This is a genomic window from Staphylococcus hominis subsp. hominis (genome assembly GCF_002901845.1).
Lineage (GTDB): Bacteria > Bacillota > Bacilli > Staphylococcales > Staphylococcaceae > Staphylococcus > Staphylococcus hominis.
In genome coordinates, this window is record NZ_PPQE01000021.1 from 1 (window position 1) to 17,357 (window position 17,357).

Annotated in this window: 18 protein-coding genes; 2 read left to right on the forward strand and 16 right to left on the reverse strand. The window is 30.2% G+C overall.

The window, feature by feature from the left end:
* The 4 genes from CD034_RS01160 to tadA all read right to left on the reverse strand — a co-directional run.
* Window positions 1-2,394: YSIRK-type signal peptide-containing protein (locus CD034_RS01160; protein WP_180991105.1), on the reverse strand; the 2,394-nt coding region annotated here is incomplete at its 3' end.
* 267 nt (window positions 2,395-2,661) lie between these two features.
* A complete protein-coding gene (locus CD034_RS01165; protein ID WP_002449053.1) occupies window positions 2,662-3,228 on the reverse strand; it encodes an NADPH-dependent FMN reductase in 567 nt (188 codons plus the stop codon).
* Between the two features lie 27 nt (window positions 3,229-3,255).
* Window positions 3,256-4,122, reverse strand: a complete 867-nt coding sequence (locus CD034_RS01170; protein WP_049431570.1) for an HAD family hydrolase — start codon at window positions 4,120-4,122, stop codon at window positions 3,256-3,258.
* Window positions 4,123-4,239: 117 nt separating this feature from the next.
* Window positions 4,240-4,728: a tRNA adenosine(34) deaminase TadA gene (gene tadA / locus CD034_RS01175; RefSeq protein WP_049431569.1), complete on the reverse strand. Its 489-nt coding sequence runs from the start codon at window positions 4,726-4,728 to the stop codon at window positions 4,240-4,242.
* Between the two features lie 63 nt (window positions 4,729-4,791).
* Here tadA and CD034_RS01180 point away from each other — a divergent pair, with 63 nt between their 5' ends.
* Together CD034_RS01180 and CD034_RS01185 are read left to right on the forward strand one after the other, a co-directional pair.
* A complete protein-coding gene (locus CD034_RS01180) occupies window positions 4,792-5,409 on the forward strand; it encodes a deoxynucleoside kinase (RefSeq protein ID WP_049431567.1) in 618 nt (205 codons plus the stop codon).
* A complete protein-coding gene (locus CD034_RS01185; protein WP_002449060.1) occupies window positions 5,402-6,064 on the forward strand; it encodes a deoxynucleoside kinase in 663 nt (220 codons plus the stop codon). Before CD034_RS01180 ends, CD034_RS01185 begins: the two co-directional genes overlap by 8 nt.
* 141 nt (window positions 6,065-6,205) lie before the next feature.
* On the opposite strand, the gene CD034_RS01190 is transcribed toward CD034_RS01185, so the two are convergent.
* The 12 genes from CD034_RS01190 to CD034_RS01250 form a co-directional block, all read right to left on the reverse strand.
* On the reverse strand, window positions 6,206-6,907 hold the full coding sequence (locus tag CD034_RS01190) for an HAD family hydrolase (protein WP_070548009.1): 702 nt from the start codon (window positions 6,905-6,907) through the stop codon (window positions 6,206-6,208).
* Between the two features lie 282 nt (window positions 6,908-7,189).
* A complete protein-coding gene (locus tag CD034_RS01195) occupies window positions 7,190-7,420 on the reverse strand; it encodes a hypothetical protein (RefSeq protein ID WP_070811097.1) in 231 nt (76 codons plus the stop codon).
* Between the two features lie 1,702 nt (window positions 7,421-9,122).
* Window positions 9,123-10,553, reverse strand: coding sequence for a hypothetical protein (locus tag CD034_RS01205; protein WP_103288058.1), 1,431 nt, complete (start codon window positions 10,551-10,553; stop codon window positions 9,123-9,125).
* Window positions 10,540-11,049 carry an ImmA/IrrE family metallo-endopeptidase gene (locus CD034_RS01210; protein WP_172457901.1) on the reverse strand — a complete coding sequence of 170 codons (510 nt, stop codon included), beginning with the start codon at window positions 11,047-11,049 and terminating at the stop codon, window positions 10,540-10,542. The genes CD034_RS01205 and CD034_RS01210 overlap by 14 nt, the downstream gene beginning before the upstream one ends.
* A gap of 11 nt (window positions 11,050-11,060) precedes the next feature.
* A complete protein-coding gene (locus CD034_RS01215) occupies window positions 11,061-11,540 on the reverse strand; it encodes a Pycsar system effector family protein (RefSeq protein WP_103288060.1) in 480 nt (159 codons plus the stop codon).
* Between the two features lie 146 nt (window positions 11,541-11,686).
* Window positions 11,687-11,941 (reverse strand): hypothetical protein, encoded by a 255-nt coding sequence (locus tag CD034_RS01220; RefSeq protein WP_103288061.1) that lies wholly within the window; start codon window positions 11,939-11,941, stop codon window positions 11,687-11,689.
* 23 nt (window positions 11,942-11,964) lie between these two features.
* Complete coding sequence (locus CD034_RS11130; RefSeq protein ID WP_170999991.1) at window positions 11,965-12,126, reverse strand: hypothetical protein; 162 nt, start codon at window positions 12,124-12,126, stop codon at window positions 11,965-11,967.
* A 2,879-nt stretch (window positions 12,127-15,005) separates the two neighbouring features.
* Window positions 15,006-15,434, reverse strand: a complete 429-nt coding sequence (locus CD034_RS01230; RefSeq protein ID WP_103288063.1) for a terminase small subunit — start codon at window positions 15,432-15,434, stop codon at window positions 15,006-15,008.
* Between the two features lie 24 nt (window positions 15,435-15,458).
* Entirely contained in the window at window positions 15,459-15,698 is a 240-nt protein-coding gene (locus tag CD034_RS01235) for a terminase small subunit (protein WP_037554527.1), read from the reverse strand.
* Between the two features lie 54 nt (window positions 15,699-15,752).
* Window positions 15,753-16,274 (reverse strand): hypothetical protein, encoded by a 522-nt coding sequence (locus CD034_RS01240; protein WP_103288064.1) that lies wholly within the window; start codon window positions 16,272-16,274, stop codon window positions 15,753-15,755.
* A gap of 11 nt (window positions 16,275-16,285) precedes the next feature.
* Complete coding sequence (locus tag CD034_RS01245) at window positions 16,286-16,519, reverse strand: hypothetical protein (RefSeq protein WP_103288065.1); 234 nt, start codon at window positions 16,517-16,519, stop codon at window positions 16,286-16,288.
* Window positions 16,509-17,351, reverse strand: coding sequence for an encapsidation protein CP3 (locus CD034_RS01250; protein WP_103288066.1), 843 nt, complete (start codon window positions 17,349-17,351; stop codon window positions 16,509-16,511). The genes CD034_RS01245 and CD034_RS01250 overlap by 11 nt, the downstream gene beginning before the upstream one ends.
* Between the last annotated feature and the right edge of the window lie 6 nt (window positions 17,352-17,357).

A 17,357-nucleotide genomic window follows, 5' to 3' on the forward strand; every position in this document is an offset into this window, starting at 1 on the left:
CTCAGTTGTTGGGTCACCGTAATCTTTTGTAACCTCGTCTGTTGTTGGTTGGTATGATTTCTCTTGAGTAGCAACTACGAATGAATCAGAACCTACATCTTTACCACCTGAAACAAGATAAACTGTATAAACATCCCCGGCTTTTGCAGAATTAGGAACTACAAATGTACCTTTTTGTTCACCATCAGTATATGAAGTAATGTCATCCGTTGTTTGAACTATATTACCATTGCTATCTCTCCACTCTATATGAGTTGGAAGTGGTGATAATTGTGAACCGCTTAAATCAATATTAACCGTGTCACCAGGTTGTGCTGGTTGTGTAGTGTTATTGTAATTCACAATATCAATTTTAGTATCTGTTGTCGGAACTAATGCAAAGTTTACATTATACCATCCACCCTTGGCTGGTTTAGCAACTGGTGTTGTTTGAGGCGTAAATGATAAATCTGAATTTGCTCCAGTAAAAATTGGTGAGGTAAATGAAGAATATCCTAGTACTTTTTCTCCATCGGGATTCATTACATAACCATAAATATAATCATTGTTAATTTTTGTATCTGTTGGGAAGTGAATAGTATAATATCCATCCGCATTTGTCTCACCATAAACTGTTGCTGAAATGTATTCAGGATGATCTGTTAATAAAGTTCTTGCTGCGTCTACTTGTTCTGATTTTGGTAAACTTTCCACTTGATTTTTATATGCTTGAACACCTTCATCAGTTAAAGATGAAAATACAACAGTATAACCATCTGCTATTCTATCACTTGCAGCTGGGTTGTAGCTTGGACCAGTTGCTGAGTTAGCTAAATCTCCACCAGTTCCTGTTTCTAACCATACACGACCCTGTATAGAGTTTGAAGAAAGTGGACTATCAACGCCTTGAGTATCATGAATCCACTCAGATTGTGGTCGAGTCATATATTCACCATCAGGTTCAACACCCATAAAGATACCTGTACGTTGCATATTTGTACCTATTAATGGGAACTGGCCAATATTATTACTAGTAACTGAATTTACATACGAACCTGGTAAAAAACCGCCTGCTGTACGTAACATTGTTGCTGTATTTCCGTTTTTAGTTTTAAAATCTTCAATCCAGATACGATAGTATTGTCCACTAACTGCACGATACGTATGTTCTTTACCATTTGCATCTATATATGGTTCTCTTAAATCAAACGCATACGCTCCGGGCCCTACCTGTGAACCATCAGAGCTCCCAATTGAATTTGAAGTTGCTGCTTTATAAATTGGAGACGTTACACCGTCTGTATCAATCCATTGCATATAAACAGGTGTACCTTCAGGAACCGGTGTCAATCCATTAGATATAGTTGCAGGTGTACCCTTATCAACAATCCATGCACGTCCTGATAATGTGTTCGCAGCATTCGTTGCGTCTGTAGTTGAATTAATATAACCGTTTGCAATTGCATCAGCTTCAATGATTCTATTGTTATCATTACTAGCAACATTATCGTTTGTTGGCGTATCGGCAGCTAACGCCATCGCAGCGAACATTCTTGGTCTTAGTGTATTTGTTGTTTCTTCATTACGTGCAGTTGCTGAATTTACGTTTAATGGTGTAGCAACTGGTGTTTCGTTACTATTATTTGCATAATCATTTTGAATAAGTGCAGCAATAGCTTCTACTTCTGTTGCATTAGATGTATCTACTCCAACATTTTCTAGAGCTTGAACTGTATCATCACTTGATACATTTAACTCTTCAGAGATGGTTTGAATTGAAGCACTAGCTTCAGGTTGTTCAACAACATCACTAGTTGTTTCATGTTTGTCTAATGATGATTGGTTTGTTTCTGTACTGTCATTTGCTTCTTTTTCTTCTGGTGATGATTCATCTGTTTGAGTACTTTCAGCCGCTTTTTCTTCTGCTGATGATTCATCTGTTTGAGTACTTTCAGCCGCTTTTTCTTCTGCTGATGCATCTGTTTGAGTACTTTCAGCCACTTTTTCTTCTGCTGATGATTCATCTGTTTGAGTACTTTCAGCCGCTTTTTCTTCTGCTGATAATTCATCTGTTTGAGTACTTTCAGTCGCTTTTTCTTCTGCTGATGATTCATCTGTTGTTATGTTTTCACTTGTTGCTTTTTCTTCTGGTGATGGTTGGTCTGTTGTTATGTTCTCACTTGTCGCTTTTTCTTCTGTTGATGGTTGTTCCGTTGTATCAGTAGGTGAAGATGTATTATCTTGATTTGTTACTGTTTGATCTGATTCGGCAGCTTTTGCTTCTTCCTGCCCTGCCCCAAAGATTAATGTTGCACCTACTAAAATAGATGCCGCTCCTACTGTAAATTTTCTAATTGAGTATTTGTTTTGAACATTAGGTAAGAAATCTAATCTTCTATTTGGTTTCTTTTTCAAATAACTCACACCCCTATTTTTCAAATTAATTGAGTACAATACTCCGATAAAAATATAACATTTTAATATTATATTGACAATACATATATTTTCGAAAAATATCAGAAATTTTAGAAAATACATGTCTTCATTGATACTAATAATTATTAAAAAAATATTAATACTTTTTTTATTTAATTTAATAAAAAAAACAAAAAAAGAGCGATATCTATCGCTCTTTAAACTAGTTTCTTCTTTTATAAATGTGTTTTTTAACATTATTATAATTTATTTTAAATGTTCGTACGGACTGTTATTTACAAATGATACGATTTGATCAACAAATAATTTTGCACGTAATTGGAATTCTTCGTCATTTAAATACAGTGTACCGTCTTCTAATTTTGCATAGTCCGAATCGTGTGTTGCAATTTGTGTAGGTACAGCAATACCTAATAAACTACGAACAATGACACGTAAATGTGAGAGTGGTTCTGAACTTACGATACCGCCACTATTACCAATTAAGCCCACTGGTTTCATTTTGACATAATCCATATTAATGTGATCTAACGCATTTTTTAAAATTCCTGAGTATGAACCATGATAATTTGGCGTACCAAAAATTAAGAAATCCGCTTCCATTGCTTTGTCCTGGAACGCTTTTGTATTCGCTTTAATTTCCTCTGTTGAATGTGTTGTTCCTGAAAAATCAAGTTGATTTAATGGTCTTTCAGCTAAATCAAAAATATCTACGTCGACATCATGATTATCGAATTGTCCTGTTAAATATTTAGCTAGTGCATTGGTATGTGAACCTACTTGTGCACTTCCTACTACAATAAGTCCTTTCATTTCGTTCTAACACCTTTTCAATATTATTTATTTCTCTTCAGTTAAAACTTTCATAATTGCTTTACCTACACCACTATGTTCATTGGTATCTGTAACCAATTTAGCTATAGCTTTCACTTCGGGCATCGCATTGTCCATCGCAACAGGATAGCCTACGCGTTCAAGCATGGATACATCGTTTAAATTATCTCCTAACGCCATGACATCTTGTAAGTCAATACGAAGTTGATTAGCAATCGTTTCTAATGCAATTCCTTTTTGAGCATCTGAATGCGTAATTTCTAAATTACCACGTGATGATGATGAAATAGCAAGACTTGATATGGCCGATAATTCTTTTCCAATACGTTCAATTTTTTCAAGATCTGGATTAAACGCCAGTACTTTCATTATCAGTTCGCCTGGAATATCTTCAATATCCTTGTAATTATCGACAATTTTGAGTGTACCGTTATCTATACGTTTTTGAATCCCTGCTTTAATCTTTTCAACATCACCTTGTTGGCCTGCATTTCTTGCAATATCTAAATAGATATCTAAATCACGTGTTGGATCTTCTGTATAAATCCCTCTATTCGTATACACTTGGTAGTACACGTCTTCTCGATCAAGAATCGCTTTAATTCGTTCTACTAATTCATGATTTAAATGAGAGGTATTCATAATATTGAATGATTCATCACGTACTTCTGCACCATTTAAACAAATATAAGGCACTTTTAAATCTGTTTCAGCCATGGGCGTGCTTGCTTCATAAAACGCACGACCCGTTGCAATGACTACTGTAATCCCTTTTGATTGAGCATATTTAATCGCATTAATATTTTCTTCTGAAATTTCATGTGCTGCATTTAACAGTGTCCCATCCATATCTGTTGCAATCAGTTTAATCATGCCGTTACCTCATTTCATTAGCTAAACTTACAGCTATTATATTTTAGAACATACATATTCAGTGAACACAATTACAAAATTTAAATTTGTTTTACCGTTCCTATTTTAACAAATTTATCATCTTTTGTACGATGATGTGTTTCTTTTAACTTTTTTAGCTCTTAAATCACGGAAAAATTGTCTCAATAAATTGCTACACTCTTCTTCTAACACACCCTGTTCAACAATTGCACGATGATTAAATTGTGGTTGTTGTAGTAAATCCATTAAACTACCACTGCATCCTCCTTTAGGATCCATCGCGCCATATACAACTCGTGGTATACGACTCATTACAACCGTTCCAGCACACATGACACAGGGTTCTAATGTGACATATAATGTACAATCTTCTAAACGCCAACTTCCTATGACTTTAGCTGCCCGTTCTATTGCTAAGTGTTCAGCATGAGCAGTAGGCTGTTGCAGGGTTTCTCTTAAATTATGAGCACGTGAAATAATGTCGTTATCTTTAACGATCACTGCTCCGATAGGAACTTCACCAAGTTGTCGAGCTTTTTTCGCTTCTTCAATTGCACATTTCATGTAAAATTCATCATTTGTCATATGTGTCATCCCTTACTTATGATAAAATACTCAATGTCTATTTTAACATTTGGAGATGTAATTATGAATAAACCATTTATTGCAATAGAAGGTCCGATTGGCGTTGGCAAATCGTCTCTTACTCATAAAATTAGCCAAACCTTTAATTATTATGAAGAAAATGAAATCATTAATGAAAACCCCTTTCTCTCTGATTTTTATGATGATATTTCAAAATGGAGTTTTCAAACTGAAATGTTCTTCCTTTGTAATCGTTATAAACAAGCACAAGATATTGCAAAAATTAATCAAGGTGTGGTAAGTGATTACCATATTTATAAAAATAAAATATTTGCGCGCAATACACTTAACGAATCAGAATTTGATAAATTCAATCGTATTTTCAATATTTTAACTGAAGATCTTGAATTACCTAATATGATTATCTTTTTAGATGCTGATTTAGATGTACTGAAACGTCGCATTGCTAAACGTAATCGTAGTTTTGAACATCAAATTGAAGATAGCTACTTACTTAATTTAAAAAAGGATTATTTATCATTTTATGAAACATTAAAAAATGAAGGTGCTAATGTGATTTTAATCGACACTTCTGATTTAGATTTTGTGCAAAATGAATCAGATTATCAATTGATTTTAAACCAAATTAAACCCATGATAGGAGATATAACATATGAATAATTACGGTATCCCTCAAAATGCAATTATTACAATTGCTGGAACGGTAGGCGTAGGAAAATCTACATTAACCCAAGCGCTTGCTGATAAACTCAATTTCAGAACTTCATTTGAAAATGTAGACCATAACCCCTACTTAGATAAATTCTATAATGATTTTGAACGTTGGAGTTTCCATCTGCAAATTTATTTTTTAGCTGAACGTTTTAAAGAACAAAAACGCATGTTTGAATACGGAGGAGGCTTTATACAAGATCGTTCTATTTATGAAGATGTTGATATTTTCGCAAAAATGCATGAAGAACAAGGAACAATGAGTAAAGAAGATTTTAAAACTTACTCGGAATTATTTGAAGCAATGGTTATGACGCCCTATTTCCCTAAACCAGACGTTTTAATTTATTTAGATTGTGATTATGATGAAGTAATCGACCGTATTCATCAACGTGGCCGCGATATGGAAATGAATACTGATCCGGTATATTGGAAAAAGTTATTTAAACGCTATGAAAATTGGATTAACAATTTTAATGCTTGTCCAGTCGTAAGAGTGAATATTAATGAATATGATATTCATGAAAACCCTGACTCTTTAGATCCAATTATCGACAAAATTGCACATATTATTCAAACATATCGAAATGTAGATCATCGATAAAAAAAGAGACAGACTTTACTGTCTCATCTAGGCAAGAAGGATTGAATTAAACATGGGTATAAATACATGTTTAATTTAGTCCTTGGCTGCCAACATGTTATAAATATAGAAATAACCATTGATACTTTAATCTCTTTTTGTTTAATTATTTTGTGTATATTTTTTTAATACTTCTGGTACACTCACAGCTGTTTCAATTACGTAATCAGCATCCACAAGTTCCTCTTTTTTTGCGATACCACTTAATACACCAATGGCTAGACCTAATTTTGCATTCACTTTAGTCTTCATATCATTATTTGTGTCACCTACGATGGCTACATCTTCCGGTTTAACATCATAATGATCAAAAAGTGGCTTAAGAACTTCAGGATTGGGTTTTTCAGCCGCATGCGCTTCAGTAGAAATGACTAAATCAAACGCATCTTTAGAATGTGTTTCTTCTAAAAATTGTGTCACTCCTTTTTCAGAGTCACTAGTCACAATACCAATTTTATAGCCTTCTTGTCGTAATGATTGAATCATATCATAAACGCCATCTATCCAGTTATTTTCTGGTTCACGACTATCTACTAATGCTTGACTTGTATCACGCGTCCATTTAGAAACATCTTTTCCAGATTCATCATTAAATGCATGAACAATTTCATCTAACGATCCTGAACCCATAACAGAATCCGGACTAATCGTATCTTTAACAACGCCTAGTTTGCGAAGCGTTGCTTCTTTATTTGCTACAGGAAATGTCTCTAGGAAACTATTTACCAGGCGTACGCCAATTTTTTCCCAACTATGATCAAATTCAATTAATGTACCATCTTTATCAAATAATATCCATTCCATTTATATATACACTCCTTATTTTGTATTTCATTGTAATATACATTGTTCTTTTAAGTATAGTAAAAGAACTGCTTAGCATAGGTTTATAAAAAAAGCCATACCTCTCTAGGTATGACTCAACTAAGAATATATAAAACTAGTTTTGAATAACGTTGGCATTACTATGCCTCAACGGGAATAAGACTATGTGTAAGGGAATAGTCTCTAAAAATATCATACATCACTTCATTTTTATTGTCTACAACAAGTTGATAAGTATCAACATTCTATTTCATTATATATTTATAATCTTACAGGTGCTATATTAAAAAATTCTACTTTTCCACAGTTTTTGCATTCTGTAATAAATGTTTTAATATTTGATGTTTCAGTATCGTCAGAAACTGGAGAAAATACAAATTTATCTTTATGATATTTAATTTTAGGTGCTATACAACATGTATCACGATGTTTTTTCTTATGAAAATCAGAAATTATTTCAATTTCCTTGTTTGAATATTTAACTTCAGTCATTGTCATCACCTCTTATTTAATGTGTCTTAACTTTATCATAAACGATTAAAAAATTGTGCACAATTCCTTAATTGTTTACTTTTAATACCTAAATGTTAATTCGCTACAATTTAAATTATATATTAAGAAACACGCTTCTTATTTAGTAACTATATCTAAATAAAAAGCGTGCTTTACTAGTATTTAATGAAAATATATATTCAATTCGATTAGGGGGAACAATTAATTAATTTCTCGGTTCACCATTTACAAGAATACCACTTACTAAATCATATACTTTTTTAATGAAACTAAAGATATCTAACATGGTTTTCATCTCCTTAAATATGTTTACAACTAATAGTTTAGTACATATTTTAATTTATAGGGGATTTCTGCCTAAATTGATATGATTCATGCTAAAGTGTCTTGATTTCCCTATTATTTCATATTAAATGTTGCCTAGAAGTCCAAATTATTCATCAAATTCCAAAAAAATGAAAAAGATGTATTGAAAAATAATAGAAAATTTGCCTTATTGCTTTTATATCTATAAGTGGTTTAATTAATAGATAATACAGTGATTATAACCTTCACTAAAAAAATGAATGAACTGATTCATCAAATTCTATAACATATCTTTATGATATACTATTGAGTAATTTTAACAATGATATTCATCATATCATTACTAAAAATGAAAGGATATATTCATGTTAATCGTTATTTTTATTTTATTCGGAATTGGAATTGGATTATTTATATTTAGTTTCTTCTTAGCACAAAATGAAGGACTCGCTTATAAAACAATTAGCAGAGGGTTTTCTGCACTATTTGTATCACTTGGTATCTTGATGAAACTTGAATTAAATATATATCGTATTAATTACTCTAAGATTATCCAAATCACTGATAAAAATTGGAGCCAGATAATCAAACAGATCAAAATCATAATTAGTATTACTTTCATTGAAACTTAGTCTTACTAGTCGTGTACTAGCGAGGCTTTTTTCACATACAAAAAGGGGCTTTATGCCCCTAAAGATCTATATCATTTAAATGAATTTCATATGCTGAGATTACCTAAGTAATAATGGTATTAGGTATATGGTATTTGTAATAGAAGAAAAACACTAAGTCAAGGGTCGTCATTTAGGTAATCTCATTACTTATTATTACATAATAAAATTTAATTATCTATACTATTGAAATAAAAAAATAATATTTTTTACATTTAAATCTAATTAATTATTAAAATGATAAAAAATTGTTTATCTTTATTTGTAAAGGGTATAATTTAATTCGCAGAATATTTCGTTATAATATTTTGCTCCTTATTTATTTTACATCACCACTCTTACTTAGTTCGACATAAGCTATGTTAAGAGTGGTTTCTTTATACAAAAAGGAAGCCAACTCACTTTTTGATATACCCCCAAAAGTTGTTCTAAAATAAAAAACAACAAGATAGAAACCGCGTGGTTATAACGTTTCCAGCTTGTTGTTATAAGTTATTTATATTCCGGCACAATAACTCTCCAACAATAAATATATTTTATATGTATTTATGACTATTTATAAACGTTGTTATATTAGGTTTACTTAGTGTTATCTTTACTTATATTTAATATATATTTTTAAATAACGTATTCAAAACGTATTCAAAATAAAAAACGCCACTCAATGAGTGACGTTAAAAATATATTTAACTTGCTCGCATGCATTATTTTTTATTTAAATAACTATTTGATAATGATTCTAGTGCTAATTTAAGATTCAACTCACTATCATCATAAAATTCTTTTCCTCTACAATTTTCTATTTTTTCCATTCTCACATTAGTATAACCTTTTGGTGTTTCTCCAGTTATATCTGAAATTAAAGCTACAAACATAAAACCAGATACCTTTTTCTCATGTTTATCATATTGATACATAGATACAGGCAGAGGCATATTATCGTTCTCATTTCTTTTAAGTATGTTCATTTCTTTATATAAACTTTTATAGTAATTATTAATAATATCTATTACTGGTTCATATTCGTTACTATGCGCACAACCAAAGTCATATATTTCTTCATTATTCTTATTCTTTGTAAATATAGCTACTGTATTATCTGAAATATTAATGCCAATTAAAACATAATGAACTTCAGTCATACGGTCGGTTGGAACTAAAGTATTTAATTGATATGCATCAGGAGTCTTTTCATTATCTTCTGAATGAATGTTAAATATTTCTTCTATTTCATCTATTACATTTATTTTACCACTTTGGACTAAAACTTTTTTTATAAATTCTGATAGCTTTAAATAGTTATTTTCTTCAATGTAATTATTCAAATAATAATTAAATTCTTTATTTTGAAATAAATCATCATCATATTCTATTAAATTTTTAAGCTCCCAATTTTCTTTTTTTGGTTTAAACCAGATAATCGGATATTTTCTGTTGTGCCATATTCCTTTCAAAGTAATTAATTTCATTACTCTAAAATTATCATTAAGATCACTTTTATATGAATTAGATTTAGAAATATATTGTTCAATAAGATATACCATTTCCAAGCTAACAACTAACTGATTCTTATAACTATGTTTAGTTAATCTAAAACCCAAATCAATGTCAGGGCCCAAAAAGTCTCTAATCACTAATTTACTATTTGAAGAAAAATCCTTTGCTTGAGTTTTTATAATATAATTTCTATTTTTATTATTACATTCTTTAATTTCATCTACCTTAGCTATAAATACAGTACCTTTTAAATAAATTAAACCTTTTGAATTTGGAAAACTATCTTCTAGAACTGATTGTACTATATTCATTACTTTATATAAATTAGGAGGTATTTCAATTAATTCATCTATATTATTTATTTTTAAAAATAATAATATTTCATCTCCAATATATTTCCAAATTTTGAAATTTTCGTTAACTTCTGATTTAACATAATGATAAGTTCCTTCGTAAAATTTCTGAATAAGAATAGACCAATCAGTTTCAATACTTTTATATCTGGTAGAATCCACTAAATCAAATGAAACAAAAATGTAATTTCCTTCTAAACTTTCTTCTGATATTCTGTTTTCTAGTACTTTTTGATTGGTTAATTTTCTTATTTCCTCTGCTTTTTCTGGTTTATTTAAAAACATTTAATTTTCGACCTCTATAAATCGCTGCCTGTTTTGAAACTTTAAAGTGTTCGGCAATTAATTCAGCATCATAAGAGCGTTTATCTTTGTCATACGCTTTATTTTGTACAAAACTCACATATTCATATTCAGGCATTAATAAATTAGCAGCAAATTCATTAGCTTCAATTTCTTCATTATTGTATTCTAAGCTTCTATAAAACACAGAATCTTTAAACTCTTTATCTTCATCACTAAAATGTAAAAAATAATGGCCTAACTCATGAGCGATAGTAAATCTCCGCCTACCTTCATTATGATGATATTTTATAGTTATAATAGTATTATTATTATAATCTTTTTCAATTTTTCCTTCATATATTAATTCTGGATTTTCTTGTAATTGAATGTCTAAGATATTTAAAAGTTCATCTAGATCAATTGGAGTATCTTTAGGTAATTCGAAAGTATCATAAATTTTATCTACCGTTTCTTTTATTAATCTTTGCATAGTCATTAGTAAACACCTCATATAATTTCTAGAATTCCTTTTAATATCATTAGCAGTATAAATATTATCGTGCTACGTGCTAATATTTTATGTTTTCTTGTAGTGATTTGAGATAAAGCATGAATTTGTCTTATGTAATATTCTTCCCAATTTTCAACATTTAATAACTTTTTATTAAAATCTTCTATAGAAAAGTTATTAATATCCTTATAGTATAAAAAATTTCCAGTGTTTTTACGAAACGTATTAAGAATACTAGAAACGTTTGCTATTAACACTATAACTACAATACAATATATTATTAACAAAAACGTATCTGAATTATGAAAGTTTAAATTTTTAAGTTTAAAAATTTTAAATCCAACAGTTATCATTAAACCTATAAGAAATACAATCTTTGCTTCTAAAAACTTTAACCAATTCGATGTATCGTCAAGTAGCTTTTTTATTTCATCTATTTTCTCTTTATTTTCCACTTTAGAATTTTCATTACTCACAGTTTTTACCTCTAATTTTATATAGCTTTTTATTAATTATATTATTATTGGTTTTAAATCGAAAGTTTTTTAATATTAATTTTTTAAACCACATTGCTAAATCGACAAGCTGGTCAATACACAGTCTTTCTTTATTAGCAACAAAATTAATCCTCATCTTCTTTATTGGAAGAGAATAAATTTATTAAAAAGACAATAAATCCTATTATAAAACCTAAAATAATCAATCCATTTAATGCCTTGTTATCAAAGATATTAATTATTCCTAGATTACCTAAATATTTCCAAAATTTATTGTAACCAATATTCAGATCTAAAATGTTTAAAACAATAGCGATTGCAATAGCAATTATAAATATAGTTAATCCTTCTTTAATGCCTTCAATTACTTTTTTACTCATTTTGATAATTTCCCTTAGCCTTTTTATTTGTATATAACTGTTGCTGATATGTATAACCAATTGGAAGAGGTTTTTATTTCAATTACTTCTATATCTTCTCTATTCGTGAACTCATTAACTTTTTCATCTAAAGTTTTAGTATTAAAAGTAGCAAATGTTTTTATTTTAATATTTTTATTATTCATTTTTTACTAACTCCTTTTCATTTATCTAATACTATTTTATATAAATTTGATGATTTTTATAACCTTATTTATGAGTTCTTCCTACTATGTTAAATCTTTTTTTTACTTTTAACGTAAATAATATGACTTGTTCGTTAAAAGATGTAGTCCCAGTTTAGAGCTACATCTTTTTATCTATCGAAGCGGTTGCTATATTAACTTACCTAACGTCGCAAGTTGCGACACATGGGGGAACGTTTTGTTCACTCATCTATGGGGTAGCGTTTCACGACCCCATGAATAAAGGGATAACGTTTCGTTCAGTCCTTATTTAGATCAACTAATAAAGGGCGTCGTGTTTCCCTCCCCCCCTTTTATACATGACTGAACGAATTGTTCAGTCAGCTACCGTCACGAATGGTTACGTTAGTATAATACAAACGTAATTGTATTAATTGAAGCGGCTGTATGTTAATATAAGTTATAGATAACATTACTTTCATTGAACTTAGTCTTACTAGTCATGTACTAGTGAGACTTTTTCGCATACAAAAAGGGGCGTTACGCCCCTAAAGAGTTATGCTATTTATGAAAGCTTTTAAAGTGTCGAGATTGCCTAAACATACAGTATTTTCATTGGAGAAGAAATACTTAATGGAAAGGAAAGAATCGCCAGTTAGACAATCTCAATTATTATTATTACACACTAATTTTTATTTAGCCACACTATTATAATAAAAATCATTAGTTTGTATGTAATAAAGTAATAAAAACGTTTCACTCCTTACTTCTCATATACACTCTCACTTACTCTGTCATGAGCTAAGCTGAGAGTGCTTTTTTACGCAAAAAAGAAGCTAACCAATTAAGGTTAGCCCCATTGTAGTTGAGATAGAGTAAAAACTCTATATGTACGTAAAGAAGTTAGAGGTATTAAACCTCTTTTGCTATTATCTCATTATTTATATATTTGTCTACAATAAAATAAAAAGCTATGCCCAATGGACATAGCCAAGAAAAAATGACTCACATATAGAAAAATATAATATAGAAGTGCTTCATAAGGGAACAACTTCTAATGTCATTATACGCATTAAATTTATTCATTGTCTACAACTTTTACAGTATCTATAAAATATTTACAATTCTCGTTCCCAATATTTAGGGAATGAAATTTACTACTAGATCATTATGTTGCTGCGTACTCAATTTAGGTACGTAGATAATCTATATATAGCTCCGTAGCCATTTTGACTACGCAGAGAAGCCACAAACGGCTTTTCTGAGATACTAAACTAGTACTTCAGATTAGATAACCAACATTTCGGTTTTCTAATTATATTCTATTGAGCCGACATTTCGGCTGTATTCGTCTTAATTTAGAGAACGAATATTTTCGTTTTCTAATGCACTAATTTAGTGCGTCAGCTATTGAATTGATTAATAAGCTTATATTTAAATCACTGATACGCTAACTTGTCGTATCAGCTTTTAGAAGCGGAATACAACTTTCAATATATTCACTTAGCCCAAATTTGGTTTCAGTAAATGTACTTATATTACTAAGCTCACATTTGAGCCGAGTAAAAGTTAATATCCCCAAATTTGATGATATTAAAGGGTAGCCCTAATTTGGGACATCCCTTTTGTCTAATCAAACCACTTCCCTATTTTAAAGCACTGCTTACAGGTGGACTTTTAAGTCTTTTTGTAACTTTATGAAATGTAAAGTTTTGACAAGTTATAAACAAAAAGACTGCACCCAACGGATACAGTCATTTTAAAGGATACTCGATTTTGAGTAGTAAATTTTAGTAGCTACGGTTATTATCTTATAAAAGGCTCTAAATGTAAATAGAAAACGCTTACTTTTATATTTATAAAAAATTATACGTCATATTTACATTTCTTTTTCAACTCTGTATTATTTCTATATAGTATCAAGACAAGAAGAAACTCGTTTTCAACTCGTTTCAAAAACCACAAAAAACAAGGAGAAAAATATCTTATGATAATTACAATTTTATTATTAGTATTAATCGTTAATTTACTAGAAGCCCTATACTTAAGCATAAAGTGCTGGGAGTTGAAAAAAAGAAATGCGGCAGATAAAGAATACAAAAAAATGGTAGACAAAGTAGCGCCATTGATGTGGGTAACTCTCGTTATATCAATAATTGTATTGGTTATATCATGGATTATTAGCTAATTTTAAAAGCATAACGAAATTAATGCTTTATTCCAATTGCTTTATTGACGTTGAGCCTCGGAACCCTTAACAAACCCAAAACTTGTCGAATGGTCGGCTTAATAGCTCACGCTATGTCAACATTCGTCAACAAGTTTAGTTAAAGGTTCTTCTCAACATCAATAAATTTTCTCGGCACAACTACGTGTTCTACCTCTTTTTATTCTTCTTATTTTTTTCATTTACAGAAATTATAATTGGTAACAGAACACAACAAATAGAAATTATCAAAAACAAACTAAGATTCATAAAAAAACTCCTTTTTTAAAATATTTTATTACAAGAGTTATTAAATTTTAAATACCCTTATTTGCAATTTTAAGATACTTTTTAGAGCATTTAGAGAGTTTCATATATATTTTTATTTAATGGCTCTTAAAAAGCAAATAAAAGCTAATTTTAAAAATCAGAAAAAACAAACCTTTACTTTAGATACTAACAAATTAAACTCTTTTTTATGAGGAATAGCTTTGATTACATAAAAAAAGACCAGATGAATTAACATCTGGTAACCGGGATTTCACCGGGAACGAGCTACTTGTTAAAGTAGAAAGCGGGATTTCACCGCGAATTATTATATTAAATATACCAGATATTACTTTTAAATTAAACTTTTTATAAACCTAATCTTTGTTTGCTTATCAATTTCTCCTTAATCCTCTTCTGGCACATCATCAATAAATATTGGTGTAGTAATTTCTACCTCTTGCTTATCCGTCCACATGCGATAACGTTTGCCTAATAACTCTGCTGCTTTTATTCTGTCTTTGGCACTAGGTTGTATTGTTTGGATTTCTTGCATACCGTCGCCCACATATACCAATATTTCTTCTTTTTCTTCCGCTCTAAGCACTCGTGTTAAATAACGCATGATCTCATCAGCTTCTGCTATACTTTCTTTTTGAATAATTTCTAAATTGTCATCTATATATTGATTTATTCCGACATTTTCCAACATCTTATGGCTTCTAGCCTTTGCATACTTTTCGCTATAACCCGCATTTACTGCCGATTGATAAGCGTTTCCAGTTCGAATGTACTCATCTGCGAATTGTTTTTGTTTTAGCGTTAATGACTTCATTTTATCCCTCCTAACAATTATTGCCTACTTTATTAATCTTGTTAAATAACGCATAACTCCGTATTTCTCGGTCATATTATCATTCTTTATTTCTTCTAAACGCTCATGTATATAGGATTTCACACTAATATTTTCCAATAATTTTAAAGCATTATCTCTTGCGTATACTTCGCTATATCCCACTTTTACTGCTGAATAATAAGGATTACCCGTTTCTATATACTCATCTGCAAAACGTCTTTGTTTAGTTGTTAATTTTTTCATATAATACCTCACTAAGCTATAAAATAAGCCCACTATAAAAGTAGGCTACATTGATTAAATATAAAATGGTTTACGACTATTGACGCTACCCATAAATTCAGTTGGTTGTATATTGTTTTTCCTTGTTAATCTATCTATATAATGGCTTAAATTACGTTGATTAAGTATATAACTATTGTTATGTTCTTCTAGTTTCTGTTCTGCTTGTTTTAGTTCTTCTTTGAGCTTGTTATAGTGTTGTAAATCGTCGTTATATGTTTCTATATATTCATCACTTAATTTATCGGCTTCTTCTTGCATACTGCTACAATTTTTAATAATGACTTGTTTCAGTGATTGCTTCATAACGCTTAAACGTTTTACTTTTGCTTTGTGTGTCGTTTCTTGTTTATCAATTTTAGTATATAGCTTATCAGCTTTTTCAACTTGGCCACTTACTACTAATTCTTGATAGTCTGCATTAAGTTGATCAATCTTTTCTTTTTCGTTATTTACTTCTTGTTCTAGTACTTGTATATCCTTTTGATAGCTTTCAATATTCTTTTTATGCACTTCAATTTGTTTTAATGTTTTCATTATTAGCCCTCCTACTTGAATAAATCAACATGCTTCGCTATTTCTTCTTGTCGTTGGTTAGCGTCTTTAATACTCATGATTTGTTGGCGTTTCTCATGCTTTTCTAAACTACTTAATTCTTTCTTTTGTTCTTGTGATTGTGCTTTCTCTTTAGCTTCTCGTTCACTATAGTTATATAAAGCTAATCTTTGAGATTCTGATAGTTCTAATGCTTCACTTAATTTATTCATTTCATCATTGTTCATATTGTTTTAACCTCTTTTCGATTGGATTATTTATTAGTGTTCTCGTTATTGTTTTTAAATGGTTATAGGCTTGCTTTCTTTGTTTCAATGGCAAGCAGTAGAGTGCTGCGTCAGTTAATATTTTGAGATTATAACTATCAATATTAAACTCATGACGATCTAACACATAAGATAAGAGTTCATCATTGTTCATCTGTTGAATTAAGTCAATGAATACCCCCATATCTGTATTTCGTTCTTCTTCATGTTCTTTAATTAGTCGCAGCTCTTTCTCTTGATTGAGCGTTAGGCCATAACCATTATTAATCTTTTTCTTTTGTTGTCTTTTTCTTACTTCATCTTTATCCACTAAGTACGCATTAAATGACTTTTTGTTATGTTCTTCTTGTCTTTTCTCTCTTTCAGCTTGGACATAGTTATATAAATCAATTTTAAAGCGTCTCACAAGCTCATTATCACGCACCTTTGCATTTCTGATGTGATTCTTTATAAATATCTGTTCTTGCTTTGTATAGCCTTCTAAAACAGCGTATAAATGATATAGGTTTCTATTGCTCTTTTTCAGATAAGATTCTAACTTTTCTTTTTCTTCGATAATCTGAATGGCTAGATGTTCGATATTCACACTTTCATAATAGAGAATCCCTGTAATGTTATCGCTAGCCATATGTGGCTTATTACGTTCATAGAGTGTTTCAATACCTTCCCTAATACTTTCTGCTTTCTTCTCAATAAACTTTGGATTATATAGCGTAAATAACGTATAATCACTAATCATTTCGATTTCTTCGGCGTCTGTGTCTAGTTGATACGCTTGTTTTAGACTTGCCATACTATG

Bases quoted from the DNA above. Each gene is read 5' to 3' on its own strand.
- CD034_RS01250 (WP_103288066.1), bottom strand. From the start codon at position 17,351: ATGGCAAGTCTAAAACAAGCGTATCAACTAGACACAGACGCCGAAGAA.
- CD034_RS01165 (WP_002449053.1), bottom strand. From the start codon at position 3,228: ATGAAAGGACTTATTGTAGTAGGAAGTGCACAAGTAGGTTCACATACC.
- CD034_RS11130 (WP_170999991.1), bottom strand. From the start codon at position 12,126: ATGAATAATAAAAATATTAAAATAAAAACATTTGCTACTTTTAATACT.
- CD034_RS01220 (WP_103288061.1), bottom strand. From the start codon at position 11,941: ATGAGTAAAAAAGTAATTGAAGGCATTAAAGAAGGATTAACTATATTT.
- CD034_RS01170 (WP_049431570.1), bottom strand. From the start codon at position 4,122: ATGATTAAACTGATTGCAACAGATATGGATGGGACACTGTTAAATGCA.
- tadA (WP_049431569.1), bottom strand. From the start codon at position 4,728: ATGACAAATGATGAATTTTACATGAAATGTGCAATTGAAGAAGCGAAA.
- CD034_RS01205 (WP_103288058.1), bottom strand. From the start codon at position 10,553: ATGTTTTTAAATAAACCAGAAAAAGCAGAGGAAATAAGAAAATTAACC.
- CD034_RS01245 (WP_103288065.1), bottom strand. From the start codon at position 16,519: ATGAACAATGATGAAATGAATAAATTAAGTGAAGCATTAGAACTATCA.
- CD034_RS01180 (WP_049431567.1), top strand. From the start codon at position 4,792: ATGAATAAACCATTTATTGCAATAGAAGGTCCGATTGGCGTTGGCAAA.
- CD034_RS01240 (WP_103288064.1), bottom strand. From the start codon at position 16,274: ATGAAAACATTAAAACAAATTGAAGTGCATAAAAAGAATATTGAAAGC.
- CD034_RS01210 (WP_172457901.1), bottom strand. From the start codon at position 11,049: ATGACTATGCAAAGATTAATAAAAGAAACGGTAGATAAAATTTATGAT.
- CD034_RS01195 (WP_070811097.1), bottom strand. From the start codon at position 7,420: ATGACTGAAGTTAAATATTCAAACAAGGAAATTGAAATAATTTCTGAT.
- CD034_RS01230 (WP_103288063.1), bottom strand. From the start codon at position 15,434: ATGAAGTCATTAACGCTAAAACAAAAACAATTCGCAGATGAGTACATT.
- CD034_RS01235 (WP_037554527.1), bottom strand. From the start codon at position 15,698: ATGAAAAAATTAACAACTAAACAAAGACGTTTTGCAGATGAGTATATA.
- CD034_RS01190 (WP_070548009.1), bottom strand. From the start codon at position 6,907: ATGGAATGGATATTATTTGATAAAGATGGTACATTAATTGAATTTGAT.
- CD034_RS01185 (WP_002449060.1), top strand. From the start codon at position 5,402: ATGAATAATTACGGTATCCCTCAAAATGCAATTATTACAATTGCTGGA.